The organism is Thioalkalivibrio sp. AKL17 (genome assembly GCF_000377885.1).
Classification (GTDB): domain Bacteria; phylum Pseudomonadota; class Gammaproteobacteria; order Ectothiorhodospirales; family Ectothiorhodospiraceae; genus Thioalkalivibrio; species Thioalkalivibrio halophilus.
Map to the genome: position 1 here is coordinate 93,920 of NZ_KB898767.1, position 13,493 is coordinate 107,412.

Below are 13,493 nucleotides of genomic sequence, written 5' to 3' on the forward strand. Positions count from 1 at the left end.
TTCCCCCGGGACCAACGCCGGCATGCCCGACATCCGGGAGGGTTGATACAAGACAGGAGGCCCGATGGCCGAAACCGATCGCGCGAAACGCCGGCGTCCCCTCGTCAGCCTGTACGAGACTATCGCCGGGGACGAGGATGCCCGTGCCTGCAAGGACATCCCCGAGGGGGCCTGCCGCGCGCAGCCACGCAATTTCGTCGTCCATCTGGTCGCCAACACGCTGTCCAAGATCGGCGACGAGCTGGCCTCCGCGCGCCTGGTCCTGGCATGGCTGCTGAGCGCGCTGGGGGCACCGGCCACGTTTGCCGGCTTCCTGGTCCCCATCCGCGAATCGGGCTCCCTGCTGCCACAGCTGTTCGTGGCCGCCTCGATCCGCCGCCGCGCCATCCGCAAGGGGTTCTGGGTGCTGGGCAGCGCGCTCTCCGGTATCGCGGTCGCGGGCATGGCCATCACCGCCCTGACCCTGGAAGGAGCAGCCGCGGGCTGGGCGATCATCGCGCTGCTCATCGTGTTCGCCCTGTCGCGCGGGATCAACTCGGTGGCATCCAAGGACGTGCTGGGCAAGACCATCGCCAAACAGCGCCGCGGCACGGTGATGGGCTACGCCGCCTCGGCGGCCGGCTTCTTCACCCTCGCCCTGGGCGGGTACCTGACACTGGCCAGCCTGGACGATGCCGGTGCCGGCCTGTTCGTGGCCCTGCTGGCGGCGTCAGCGGGCGCCTGGTGGATCGCGGCGGCGGTGTTCGCCCGCCTGCACGAGGATCCGGGTGCCACCGAAGGGGGCGTCAACGGGTTCGGCGAGGCGCTGCGCTCGCTGCGCCTGCTGTGGGCCGATCGTGCCTTTGGTCACTTCGTGCTGACCCGGGCGCTGCTGATGAGCACCGCGCTGGCGCTGCCGTTCTACGTGCTGCTGGCCGAGGCGGCGACCGAGGGGGCGCTGGCGACCCTTGGCCTGCTGATCCTCGCCAGCGGGCTCGCCTCCGCGCTCAGCGCGCCGGTGTGGGGCCGGATGTCCGACCGTTCCGCCCGCGGAGTACTGGTGGTGGCCGGACTGCTGGCGACGCTGCTGGGCTTCGTGGTCGCCCTGGGCAGCTGGTTCGCCCCGGCCGCCTCCGGCCTGCTGGACATGGGCTGGGTGCATGCGGTGCTGTTCTTCCTGCTGGGCATCAGCCACGCGGGCGTGCGTCTGGGGCGCAAGACCTATCTGGTCGACATGGCCACGCAGGAGACCCGCGCGGCCTTCACCGCGGTCAGCAACACGGTCATTGGCGTGCTGCTGCTGGTCGGGGGCCTGTTCGGCCTGCTGGCCCAGCTGGCCGGCACCGAATTCGCCATCTTCGTACTGGCGCTGATGAGTCTGGCCGGGGCCCTGAGCGCCTGGCGCATGAAAGAGGTCTGAACATGAGAGACGCTGAACCATGGCCCTGATCACCCTGCGCGACATCCACCTGGCCTATGGCATGGCCTCGCTGCTGGACGGCACCGGCCTGAGCCTGGAGCCGGGCGAGCGGGTGGCGATCGCCGGACGCAATGGCGAGGGCAAGTCGACCCTGCTGCGCATCCTCGCCGGCGAGGTGGAACCGGATGCCGGCGACATCACCCGCCGCGACGGGCTGACCGTCGCCTGGCTGACCCAGGAGCTGCCGCCGGGCATCGAGGGGAGCGTGTTCGACGTGGTCGCCGAAGGCCTGGGCGAGTCCGGGCGGCTGCTGGAACGCTTTCACCACCTGAGCCAGGCGGCCGCCAGCGGCGACGCCGAGGCCCTGGAGAAGATGGGACCGGTGCAGGCGCAGCTCGACGCGATCGACGGCTGGAGCCTGCAGAACCGGGTCGAAACGACCCTGTCGCGGCTGGAGCTGGACCCCGAGGCGGAATTCGCCACCCTGTCCGGCGGGCTCCGGCGCCGGGTCTGGCTGGCCCGCGAACTGGTGCGCGACCCCGACATCCTGCTGCTGGACGAGCCCACCAACCATCTGGACGTGGCCGCGATCCGCTGGCTCGAGGGCTTTCTGACCGGCAGCCGCATGACCGTGGTGTTCATCAGCCACGACCGCCAGTTCATGGAGAACGTGGCCACCCGCATCCTCGAACTGGACCGCGGCCAGCTGCACGAGCACCCGCCGTCCATCGCCGCATTCCGCGAGCGTCAGGCCGAACGCCTGGAGGTGGAGGCCCGGCATCAGGCGGAGTTCGACCGCAAGCTGGCGCAGGAAGAGGCCTGGATCCGCCAGGGCATCAAGGCCCGGCGCACACGCAACGAGGGCCGCGTGCGCGCATTGCAGCAGCTGCGTCAGAAACGCGCCGAACGCCGCGAACGCGCCGGGCAGGTACGCATGCAGCTGAGCCCGGAACAGCGCTCCGGCAAACGGGTGATCGAGGCCGAACACGCCAGTTTCGGGCACTCCGGCACGCCGGTGCTGCGCGACGTGAACCTGCTGCTGCAGCGCGGCGACACCCTGGGCGTGATCGGCCCCAACGGGGCCGGCAAGACCACCCTGCTGCGCGGCCTGCTGGGCGATCTTCCGCCACTGTCGGGCACGGTCAAGCTGGGGACCCAGCTGACCATCGCCTATTTCGACCAGACCCGCGCCCACCTGGATGAACAGACCACGGTGCAGGATGCCGTGGGCGAGGGCCGCGAACAGGTGACGGTCAACGGCGAAACGCGCCATGTGCTGAGCTATCTGGGGGATTTCCTGTTCCCGCCGGCACGCGCCCGCCAGCCCGTCTCCGCGCTGTCCGGCGGCGAACGCAACCGCCTGTTGCTGGCGAAGCTGTTCCTGCGCCCGGCCAACCTGCTGGTGCTCGACGAACCCACCAACGATCTCGACGTGGAGACCCTGGAGCTGCTGGAGTCGCTGCTGATCGAATACAAGGGCAGCGCCATCGTGGTCACCCACGACCGCGCGTTTCTCGACAACGTGGCCACCAGCACCCTGGTGGTGCCCGGCGATGGCAGCATCGAGGAGTTCGTCGGCGGCTGGTCGGATCTGCCGGAACGCGTGACGCGGCGTCTGATCGAGGGTGACCCGGCGCCGGACTCCGGGACCGCCGCGGACGCGGCAACCCGGGCCACGACCCGAGCCGCCCCGGCGCCCGAGCCCGCCGCTGCGGGCACGGGCTCGGGCAAGCTCTCCTACAAGGACGCCCGCGAACTGGAGGCCCTCCCGGGCCGCATCGAGGCGCTGGAGACGGAGCAGGACTCGATCAATCAGGCCCTCTGCGACCCCGGGACCCAGCGTGACGGCGAACGCGTGCGCGAACTGCAGGCACGCCTGGCCGAAGTGGAACGCGAACTGGAGGAAGCCTACCAGCGCTGGGAACAGCTGGAATCCTGAAGCCTTCGCCCGCGTCTTTCCTCCCTGAGCGCCGGGCCGAGGCATTCGCTGCCCGGCCCCGGCAACCGATGCCCGCCAACAAAATACTCAACTCAGGGGCACCTTTGCCGTAACAGCAGGAGAAACGACACGACCCGCGGGTCACCCTTTTCGTGTACGCCCGTACGCGATGGTAGCAAGCGCCCGCAGAGGCGCCGGCGGAGGAGCAACTCATGCTGGACAAGTTTTCGATCCGCGGACTGCTGACGGCCGGCTTCGGCCTGGTGGTCCTGATCCTCGTCATCAACTCGGTCATGGCCCTGCATGCGCTGCAGACCGGCGCCCGGGACGTACAGAACCTGACCGGAGAAGACTACCCGGCCGTCGCCCGGGTCAACGAAGTCCAGCAGCGGCTGCAGGAAAGCGCGGCCTTCCTGGGCTTCTACCTGATGAGCGACGAGCAGGGCCACCATGACGCCTGGCTGGAATCCATGGACGCCCTGCAGACCGCGGCACGGGAGCTCAACAACGACCCGGTGGTGGCGGCCGACCGCGACATGGCCCGCTCGGCCGAAGCGGTCCGCGAACACGTCGACCGCTTTCACGGCCACGTCGACCGTCTGACCGAACTGGCCACCGACGACGCCGCCAACATGCCCGCGCTGGACATCGCCAACCAGCGGGCCAATCCCGCGACCCGCGCCATGGCGCAGCAGGCGTCCACGATGATCGACGCCGAGAACAACCTGCCGGAGTTCCAGCGTTCCTGGGAGCGTCTGGACCAGTTCCACGACCTGCGCATGAACGCGCTGCAAATCACTTCGAACCTGCGCGGTTTCCTCGCCTTCCGCGAAGACGCCTTCGTGCAGAACGTGAATCTCTATCGCGGCCAGCTCGAAAGCATCGTGGAGGATCTCGAAGGGCAATCCGCCACCCTGGACTTCGAACAGGAAATCGCGCTGGAAGATTTCGCCGGATCGCTGGAGACCCTGCGGGGCGCACTGGACGACATCTTCGAGGTCCACGGCTCGCCCGAGGCATTCCAGGATGCCGACATGATCCGCACCGAAATCGGCCCGCTGCTGATGGAAGCCCGCGGGGAACTGGAAGGGCTCAGCGAGGCCATCACCCGGCGTGCGGAGACCCGGGCCGGCGAACTGACCACCACCATGCGCAACACGCAGGTGGCGCAGATGGTGCTGGCCATCGCCGGCATCATCCTCGGACTGGCCGGCGCGGCCACCATCATCATCACCATCCGCCGGGCCATGAACCGCTCGTCCACCGCGCTGGAGGAGATCGCCGACGGCGACGGCGATCTGACCCGCCGGCTGGAGGAGCACGGGCTGAAGGAGACCGCCGCCCTGGGGCGCGCGTTCAACCGCTTCACCGACAAGATCGCCGGGGCCGTGGGCAAGGCCCGCAACAGTACCGAGACCCTGCGGACGGCGACCGAGAACCTGGGCCAGGAAGCCTACGGCGCCCGCGAAGCGGTGTCGCGCCAGCGCGACGAGACCGAACGCGTGGCCACGGCCATCAACGAGCTGCAGAGCAGCGCCGAGGAGATCGCCCGCAACACCGACGCCACCTCGAAGTCGGGTCAGGAGGCCGGTGACGCCGTCCACCAGGGCATGCAAGTCATGGAGCGCAACGTGGCCTCGATGTCCTCCCTGCTGGGCACCGTGGAACAGGCTGCCGACACGGTCTCGAACCTGGGCGAGGATTCGCGCCAGATCGGCACCATCCTCGAGGTGATCCGCGGAGTGGCCGAGCAGACCAACCTGCTGGCGCTGAACGCCGCGATCGAGGCGGCCCGCGCCGGCGAACATGGCCGCGGCTTCGCGGTGGTCGCCGACGAGGTGCGCAAGCTCGCCACCCGTACCCAGGAGTCCACCGACGAGATCGAGGGCATGATCTCGCGGCTGCAGAGCGCCACCAATAACGCGGTCTCGGTGATGAAGAAGGGCCAGGAAGAGGCCGAGACCACCATGGAGCACACCGCCGAAGTGAACGGCGCGCTGCAGCAGATCCGCCAGTCGGTGGACAACATCTCGGAGATGACGGATCAGATCGCCGTCGCGGCGCGCGAGCAGACCACGGTGGTCGAGGACATCAACCGCACCATCGTGCAGATCTCCGACGGCGCCGACCAGTCCGCCGAGACCGCCGACCGCGTCAGCGCGGCCTCCGACGAGCTCAAGCAGGTGGAAAGCGAGATCCAGCGCGCCCTGGCGCAGTTCCGTCTCTGAACGCCGGCCCCGGGGTAGCCGGGTCCGCCGCCGGGGCTGCCCGCGCGGACCCGAAACCGCTGCCCCGGGCGGTGCATTGTTCCCCGTCACGCCCCCGTGGCAGTCTTGTTCGATGCTGAACCTGCGACGCCCGGCACCCCCGACGGATCCCGCGGCCGATCGCGAACGCTTCCGGCGCGCGCTGCTGTGGCCCTTCGTCGGGGTGATGGCCCTGGTCCTGATCCACGCCCTGCAGGAACTGCTGGGCGCGGATTTCTCGCGTCTGGGCATCCTGCCGCGCGACGGCGTCGGCGCGCTGGGGATCTTCACCTCGCCCCTGATCCACGGATCCTGGGGGCACCTGATGGCCAACGCCCCCACCCTGTGGGTGCTGGGCATCCTCACGCTCTACGGCTTCCCGCAGGCCACGCGCACCGCGGTCCCGCTGATCTGGATCATGGGCGGGCTGGGGGTCTGGCTGTTCGCCCGCGAGGGCCTGCACATCGGCGCCAGCGGCCTGACCCACGGCCTGATGTTCTTTGCCGTGGTCATCGGCATCCGCCGCCGCGATGCGCTGTCCATCGCGCTGACGATCATCGTGCTGTTCCTCTACGGCAGCATGTTCTGGGGGGTGTTCCCGACCACCCCCGGGGTGTCGTTCGAGGCGCACCTGTTCGGCGGCACCGTGGGTGCGGTCTGCGGGTGGTTCCTTTATCGCCGTGACGCGTTCCCGGCGGTGCAGCGCTATGCCTGGGAAGAAGACCCCGACGACCCCACCGACGCGGAGACCCTGCGCAAGATCGAGCAGGGCCGCCTGGACGAGATCGAACCGCCCCGTCCCCGCGACGAGCACGGCCCCGACGACCCGCCCGACCGTCGGGATTAATCCCCGAAGGTCACCCGCAGACCCGCGCGCAGGGTCAGCCCCGGGGCGGGTTCGTAATGCCGTCCGAAGTTTGCGTTGATACGCACGTTGTCGATGTTGTCGGCATCCAGAAGGTTGTCCGCACCGACGAAGGTCTCGATGTTCGCGCCGTTGCGCGTCCACTCGCGCCCGGCCCGCAGGTTGACCGTGGTCTGCGAGCCGACACGCTCGTCGTTGGCGTCGTCGGCGTAACGCGCCCCGGCGTGCAGCGCATCCACGGTGACGAACCAGGGACCCTCGCGCCAGTCGGCCTCCAGGAACAGCTGTTCGCGCGGCAGTCCGGGCAGCCGATTGCCGTCGTGGCGCACGCCGTCGACGTCTTCGTATTTTCGAAAGCGGAAATGATTGAGGGTGAAGGCGCTGCTCAGGGTCCATTGCGGCGTCGCCTGCCAGTCCAGCGCCAGCTCCAGCCCGTCGCGCGCGGTGCGACCGGCATTGGTGTAGAAGTCCCGGTCCCCTTCGCCCTCGATCTGGAAGGGCGTGATCTCGTCGCGCACCCGCGTGCTCCAGAGCACCGCCTCCCAGCCGAACGCACCCTGTTCCCCGCGCCAGCCCAGTTCCAGGCTGCGAGCCTTCTGCGGCTCGAGGTCCGGGTTGAAGCCGCCTCCGCCCCCGGGATTGGCAAATTCCGTGAAGGTCGGGGTCTCGAAATTGGTGGCCACGTTCACCCACGCCCGCTGTCCCGGGCGGAAATGCCACACCAGCCCCGCCATCAGGCTCTCCTCGCGGAAGGTGCGCCCATCCGAACGATCCGGCTCGCCGACCTCCTCGGAAAAGTCATCATCGATGCTGAAACGAATACGATCGTGGCGCGCCCCCAGCACCAGGTTCCAGTCCTCGCCCAGCAGGGTATCGGTATGCAGGAAGGCGCCACGCGTACGGGCACGTTCGGTCTGTTCCAGGGCAAGGTTGGTGACGGGATCATTCGGGTCCGCGGAACAACCGGGAGCCTCGTCATCTTCCTCGGGATCACGGTCGAACAGCTGTCCGGCGGAACAGCGTCGCGTCCGCTCGTCGCGCTGTTCCTCCAGATCCACGCCCGCCAGCCAGCGCGTCGGCCCGAGATCGCCCTCCAGCTGGGCATTCAGCCCGTAGAAGTCCCGCTCGTAGGCCACCCGGCTCGACCCCGGGAACGGCAGCTGCTGGTCGTAGTCGCGCTGCGTCCAGAATCCGCCGACGCGCAGATCCAGCTCACCCACCGGCTGCTCCCAGCGCAGCCCGGCGGTCAGCTGTTCGGCCTCCTGGGTCGCATCCAGCGACTCGGCGTTCGGGGCGGCCTGGCGCCGGTTCGCGCGCAGCTCGTCGCGGGTCAGCCCGCCCGGGTCGTCGGTGCGCGGGGCGTCCAGGTAGCGCAGGTGGGCACGCAGCGTGCCGTCGCCCAGTTCGCTTGCCGTATGCAGGCGCAGATAGCGCTTTTCCGCCCGCGACTGGTCCCGATAACCATCCATGCGGAAATCGTGCGCGGTCAGCGAGTAGCGGTGTTCGCCGAGATCCGCCTCGCTGGTCGCCTCCAGCCGGCGGAAACCGTGCGAGCCCGCCAGCACCCCGCCGCCATGCCCGCGGGGCTCGCTGCCGTCACGGGTGCGGATCGAGATCACCCCGCCCGAGGCATTGCCGTACAGCGCCGCGCTTGGCCCGCGCAGCACCTCGATGTCGCGGATGTTCAGCAGGTCGATCGCATCCACCTGCGACTGCCCGTCCGGCGTGGTCTCGGGGATCCCGTCCTGCAGGATGCGCAGCCCGCGCACGCCGAACGGAGCGCGGGAACCGAACCCGCGGATGGAGATGCGCACATCCTGCGCGAAGTTGTGGCGGTTCTGCGCGAACACCCCCGGAACGCGATTCAGGGCCTCGTCCAGCTGCAGCCCCTGGCGCCCCTCGGTGGCCTGACGCCCGTCCACCCGGCTGACCGAGGCCGGCAGCTCCGCCAGCGGCGTCGTCAGCCGCGGCGCCGACACCTCCACCGGATCCAGCACCGGCACATCGTCGCCGGCCGCGGCCGCCGGGACCGCCAGACCGGACACACCCAGGGCCGGCAACATCAGAAAAAACAAACGCGCCATCGGGCCGGCCCCCATGACTTCGGCGAGGCCCCGCACCGTGCTCTCCGTCATCGCCGCGCCTCCAGAATCACGCGTCAGCCACACCGACCCGGAACGCCTCTCACGGAGCAGGACATTCCCCGCTGCGCTCACTCTTTGCGCAGGTGCTCGTTGACGAAGCGGGTCACGCGGACCATGGCATCGCGCGCAGCCAGGTCATCGGCAAAGGTGCGGTTGTCGCCGTTGCGGAAGTCGAAGCCGCGACCCACACCCGGGTATTCGATCCACGTGACGTCGCCACCACGATCCTTGAGCCCGTCGGCGGCCATCTTCGCCGTACGGTGGCGCTGGTACTGCTCCTCGTCGCCGATCAGGATCATCACCGGGATCTCCAGCTGATTGAATTCGCTGGCATAGCGATACACCTGGTGGGGTTCGCCCAGGTTGGGGTCCTGCACATGCGGGTAATAGCCCGCCCAGCAGGCCACGTCGTCCACCTGGCGTTCATGGGTCACCGCGACCTTGAGGGTCTTGTACCCGCCCCGGGTGATCGACACCAGGCAGGCGCGGTCGCCGAGGATGTCTTCCCGCGCGAGCAGCTCGTCCAGACCGCGGTCCAGATCCCCTTCCAGTTCGTAGTCGTGATCCAGCGGGTGGGTCTCGATGAAACGACCGGTATAGAGGTCCGGCGCCAGCACCACGAATCCGCGTGCGGCGAGGCGTTTCACGTGCAGCTCGGCCAGATGGTCCAGCCCGCGCCGCCCGTGCGACCACAGGATGGCCGGATAGTCCTCGCCGTCGGCCGGGCGCGCGACCATCGCCGGAACGATCACGTCGTCACGCTCGTATTCCAGGCGTTCGACCTCGACCTCGTGGTTCTCGATGTCGGGATTCAGCTGGCCTTCCTGCCACCAGCCATCGTCCCACCACCACTGGCCGTCGCCGGTCTGCGCCTCGTCGGCCGCGAGCGGCCCCGCCATCATGCCGGCCAGAAACGCGCCCGCGATACCCCGTACCATCGCTCCCTTCATGCTCTTCCCCCGCTGGTTGCAGCTCATGGTTCACTTTGCATCGAAAGATAGACGCAACGGACCGCCTTCGCCGTCCATGACGCCCGACCCTTGCGCCCGGGCCCGGTATCCGCTAGTATCCGCGATCTTTCGTCCCGACCCGAACATCTGGAGTAGCCCCGATGTCCCGAGTATGTCAGGTGACGGGCAAGCGCCCGGCTACCGGTAACAATGTCTCGCATTCCCAGCGGAAGACGCGGCGTCGCTTCCTGCCGAACCTGCACACCCATCGTTTCTGGGTGGAAAGCGAAAAGCGGTTCGTGAAGCTGCGCCTGAGCAGCAAGGGCATGCGCATCATCGACAAGCGCGGCATCGAGGCAGTCCTGGCCGACTGCCGGGCCCGCGGCGAAAAGGTCTAAGGAGGCAGCACGATGGCAGCCAAGAATCAGGGGCGCGAAAAGATCCGGCTGGTCTCCAGCGCCGGCACGGGTCACTTCTACACCACGTCCAAGAACAAGCGGAACATGCCCGAAAAGATGGAGATCAAGAAGTTCGATCCCGTCATCCGCCAGCACGTGATGTACAAGGAAGCCAAGATCAAGTAAGCGCGGCCCGTCGCGCGCGCATGAAAAAGCCCGGCCATGCCGGGCTTTTTTGTGGCCGGACTTCGGCCGGGGCGGTGTCAGCTGCCGTCGCCCTGCGCCTCCACCACGTCTTCGGCCCAGCGGGTCATCAGCTTGCCCCAGCGATGGGCCGTGGCCGGATCCAGTTCGATCTTGGTGTAGCGTTCGCCATCGCGGATAATGACCCGCAACAGGGGCATCCCGGAGTCGTGCAGGATCTGGCGCAGCTCCACGATCTCCCCGAACGGCGCGTTGATGGAATCCATGTCGCGTTTCCTCTTGTTGCGGCCCGTGTCCCGCAGGAAGGACCGATCCACATCGTTTGCAGACAATAAGCATGCAGCCAATATTTGTCGGACGGCAACCCATTTTCGATGGCGAGGAACGCATCATCGGGTTCGAACTGTTGTTCCGGGCCGGGGCCAACGCCAGCGAGGCAAACGTGGTGGACGGCGATCTGGCGACCTCCGACCTGCTGCACAGCGCCTTCATCGACATTGGCATGAAGAACCTTGTCGGGGACCATCTGGCCTTCGTCAATCTGCCGCGCGGATTTCTGGATCACGAGGTCCTGCTCAGCCTGCCGCCCGAACAGGTAGTGCTCGAGATCCTCGAGGACATCGTGGTGGACGACGAGGTGATCGCCGCGGTTCGCCGCCTGAAAGAACTCGGCTTTCGCATCGCCCTGGACGATTACCAGTTCCGCGAACAGGATTCGCCGCTGATCGAGCTGGCGGATATCGTGAAACTCGACCTGCTCGCCTTCGACGGTCCCGGCCTGCGCGCGGAGCTCGAGCGCCTGCGGCCGTTCGACGTGGAGCTGCTCGCCGAGAAGGTCGAGGATGCAGCCACCTACGAGACCTGCCGGGAACTCGGCTTCGTGTATTACCAGGGCTTTTTCCTGTCCTACCCCAACGTGGTGGAGGGCCAGCGCCTGGAGCAGCTGGAAGTCGGCCTGCTGCAACTGATCGAGAAACTGCAGGACCCGGAGATGTCGGCCGAGCAGCTGGCTGTGCAGATCAATGCCCACCCCGACCTGGCCATCCATGTGCTGCGCCAGGCCAACAGCCCGCTGCTGCGTCACCGCCGTCCGATCGAGACCCTGCGCGAGGCGATCATGCTGCTGGGGACCGACCGCGTGCGCTCGCTGGCGATGGTTGCCGCCCTGCGCACCAGCACCCCGCAGCGCCAGGGCCTGGAGCAGGTCATGATCCGGGCGCGCATGGCCGCACTGCTGGCCGCGCCCTCGGGCGTACCGAACGAGTCCGAGCGCTACTTCACCCTCGGCCTGCTGTCGGGGCTGGACCGGGTGCTGGGCATTCCGCTGCACCGGGTGCTCGGCGAACTCAACCTGAGCCCGGCGATGGAGGACGCTCTGCTGGAGCAAAGCGGCGAGCTGGGCGCCGTACCCCGGATCATCGAGACCTTCGAGGACCCGGACCGGCGGTTCCCGTTCGAGGTTTCACCGGTGTCGCCCCAGGTCGCCGGGCGACTGTACATGGAAGCGGTACGCTGGACGGAGAGCATGCTGGTGGAGATGCAGGGAGCGAGCAGCACATGACCATTGATCTGGATACACGCCTGATACCGGCGGATACCGCATCCGCAGAGCCCGCAGGCCTGAGCCTGCGGCCCGCGAACGATCCGGGTATCCGCTGCGCGGGAGCGAACGGCACGACCCTGGCGATCGACCCGGGGCTGGCCTCGCTGGATCCCGCCCCACCGGAGGAGCGCTGGTTCGCCGGGGCGGCGAGCAATGCCCCGTCCGGAGAAGGGGGCCTTTACCGGAGGGTCTGCGGCGACGTCCTGTTCATTGCGCGTGAAGGCCCCGACGACGACCTGCGCGAACGCACCCGGGACGTATACCGGGACCTGGTCGCGGCCTGCCGCGAGGCGGGTTATCCGTACCTGCTGCGCATGTGGAACTTCTTCGGCCGCATCCACGAGCCGGAGAAGGGGCTCGAACGCTATCAGGCCTTCTGCACCGGGCGCGCCGAGGCCCTGGAGGCCCTGGAGATCCCCCTGGGCGGCATGCCCGCCGCCACCGCGATCGGGTCCGACCACGCCGGCCTGTTCGTGCATGCGATCGCCGCGCGCGAACCCGGAACCCCGGTGGAGAACCCGCGCCAGGTCAGCGCGTACCACTATCCCGAACGCTACAGTCCGAAGAGCCCCAGCTTTGCCCGTGCCACCCGCATCGAGACGCCGCGCGGCCCGATGCTGCTGATCTCCGGCACCGCCAGCATCACCGGGCACGAGAGCCGGCATCCGGGTGATATCGCCGCGCAGACCCGCGAGACCCTGGCCAACCTGGACACCCTGCACGCCGAGGGCGGCGCCGATCTGCCCGGACTGCGCTGGCTGCGGGTCTACCTGCGCCACCCGGAGCATCGCGATGCCGTGGAGGCGATCCTGCGCGAGCACTACGGTGCCCGCACCCCGCCGGTGCAATGGGTACGCGGCGATGTCTGCCGCCAGGAGCTGCTGATCGAGATCGAAGGCGTGCATGCCTGAGCTGCCGGAGGTGGAGACCACCCGGTGCGGCCTCGAACCCCTGCTTCGCGAACGGCGCATCCTGCAACTCGAAGTTCGCGACGCGCGCCTGCGCTGGCCGGTCCCGGCGGATCTCCCGGCGCGGATCGCCGGCGCCACCGTGCGCGGCCTGCGGCGGCGGGCCAAATACCTGCTGCTGGATACCGATGCCACCGGGCTGCTGCTGCATCTGGGGATGTCCGGCAGCCTGCGCCACTGTACGCCGGACACGCCGCTACGGCGTCACGATCACCTGAGTCTGGTCCTCGACAGCGGCAGCGAGATCCGTCTGCATGATCCGCGGCGCTTCGGCTGCTGCCTGCCACTCGACCCCGCGCCGGACGGCGGCCCCGCCACCCATCCGCTGCTGGAGGGTCTGGGGCCGGAACCGCTGGAGGCGGACATGGACGGCGACTACCTGTTCCGGCGCAGCCGCGGCCGCCGTGGCGCGGTCAAGGCCTTTCTGATGGATCAGGCCACGGTGGTCGGCGTTGGCAACATCTACGCCACCGAGGCACTGTTTCTGGCGGGTGTGCGCCCCGGCCGCGCGGCCGGCCGCGTGACCCGCGCGGAATACCAGCGCCTGGCCGAACACGTAAAGGCCGTACTCGCCGCTGCCATCGAGCGTGGCGGCACGACCCTGCGCGATTTCCTGCGCGAGGATGGCAGCCACGGCTATTTCCGTCAGGAGCTGCAGGTCTACGGCCGCGCCGGGGAGCCCTGCCGGGTCTGCGGCACGCCGATCCGCACCCGCAGCGTGGGCCAGCGGGCCAGCGCCTACTGCCCGAGCTGCCAGCGCTGACCCGGCTCAGCGGC

The 13,493-nt window shown here is 68.6% G+C and carries 12 protein-coding genes; 9 read left to right on the plus strand and 3 right to left on the minus strand.

What is annotated here, in order from left to right:
• Positions 1–64: 64 nt before the first annotated feature.
• From D577_RS0108695 to D577_RS0108710, 4 genes are all read left to right on the plus strand, one after another.
• Positions 65–1,399 (plus strand): MFS transporter, encoded by a 1,335-nt coding sequence (locus D577_RS0108695; protein ID WP_018947110.1) that lies wholly within the window; start codon positions 65–67, stop codon positions 1,397–1,399.
• Positions 1,400–1,418: 19 nt separating this feature from the next.
• The gene (locus tag D577_RS0108700; protein WP_018947111.1) at positions 1,419–3,338 is read left to right on the plus strand and encodes an ATP-binding cassette domain-containing protein; all 1,920 of its coding nucleotides are present in this window, start codon (positions 1,419–1,421) and stop codon (positions 3,336–3,338) included.
• A gap of 212 nt (positions 3,339–3,550) precedes the next feature.
• On the plus strand, positions 3,551–5,566 hold the full coding sequence (locus D577_RS0108705; protein ID WP_018947112.1) for a methyl-accepting chemotaxis protein: 2,016 nt from the start codon (positions 3,551–3,553) through the stop codon (positions 5,564–5,566).
• 112 nt (positions 5,567–5,678) lie between these two features.
• The gene (locus D577_RS0108710) at positions 5,679–6,431 is read left to right on the plus strand and encodes a rhomboid family intramembrane serine protease (RefSeq protein ID WP_018947113.1); all 753 of its coding nucleotides are present in this window, start codon (positions 5,679–5,681) and stop codon (positions 6,429–6,431) included.
• Here the strand turns inward: D577_RS0108710 and D577_RS0108715 are convergent.
• Together D577_RS0108715 and D577_RS0108720 are read right to left on the minus strand one after the other, a co-directional pair.
• Positions 6,428–8,548, minus strand: a complete 2,121-nt coding sequence (locus D577_RS0108715) for a TonB-dependent receptor (RefSeq protein ID WP_244263445.1) — start codon at positions 8,546–8,548, stop codon at positions 6,428–6,430. The two genes, D577_RS0108710 and D577_RS0108715, sit on opposite strands and share 4 nt — an antisense overlap.
• Before the next feature lie 113 nt (positions 8,549–8,661).
• Positions 8,662–9,531, minus strand: a complete 870-nt coding sequence (locus D577_RS0108720; protein WP_018947115.1) for a dienelactone hydrolase family protein — start codon at positions 9,529–9,531, stop codon at positions 8,662–8,664.
• A 173-nt stretch (positions 9,532–9,704) separates the two neighbouring features.
• Here D577_RS0108720 and rpmB point away from each other — a divergent pair, with 173 nt between their 5' ends.
• Together rpmB and rpmG are read left to right on the plus strand one after the other, a co-directional pair.
• Positions 9,705–9,941: a 50S ribosomal protein L28 gene (gene rpmB / locus D577_RS0108725; protein WP_024329587.1), complete on the plus strand. Its 237-nt coding sequence runs from the start codon at positions 9,705–9,707 to the stop codon at positions 9,939–9,941.
• A 12-nt stretch (positions 9,942–9,953) separates the two neighbouring features.
• Entirely contained in the window at positions 9,954–10,127 is a 174-nt protein-coding gene (gene rpmG / locus D577_RS0108730; protein WP_018869042.1) for a 50S ribosomal protein L33, read from the plus strand.
• Positions 10,128–10,204: 77 nt separating this feature from the next.
• Here rpmG and D577_RS0108735 read toward each other — a convergent pair whose 3' ends face one another.
• Positions 10,205–10,411 (minus strand): hypothetical protein, encoded by a 207-nt coding sequence (locus D577_RS0108735; RefSeq protein ID WP_018947116.1) that lies wholly within the window; start codon positions 10,409–10,411, stop codon positions 10,205–10,207.
• Positions 10,412–10,482: 71 nt separating this feature from the next.
• Here D577_RS0108735 and D577_RS0108740 point away from each other — a divergent pair, with 71 nt between their 5' ends.
• The 3 genes from D577_RS0108740 to mutM are packed head-to-tail and all read left to right on the plus strand — an operon-like array spanning position 10,483 to position 13,479.
• Positions 10,483–11,706, plus strand: coding sequence for an EAL and HDOD domain-containing protein (locus D577_RS0108740; protein WP_018947117.1), 1,224 nt, complete (start codon positions 10,483–10,485; stop codon positions 11,704–11,706).
• Entirely contained in the window at positions 11,703–12,659 is a 957-nt protein-coding gene (locus D577_RS0108745) for a hypothetical protein (RefSeq protein WP_018947118.1), read from the plus strand. Before D577_RS0108740 ends, D577_RS0108745 begins: the two co-directional genes overlap by 4 nt.
• A complete protein-coding gene (gene mutM, locus D577_RS0108750; protein WP_018947119.1) occupies positions 12,652–13,479 on the plus strand; it encodes a bifunctional DNA-formamidopyrimidine glycosylase/DNA-(apurinic or apyrimidinic site) lyase in 828 nt (275 codons plus the stop codon). Before D577_RS0108745 ends, mutM begins: the two co-directional genes overlap by 8 nt.
• The last annotated feature ends 14 nt before the right edge of the window (positions 13,480–13,493 follow it).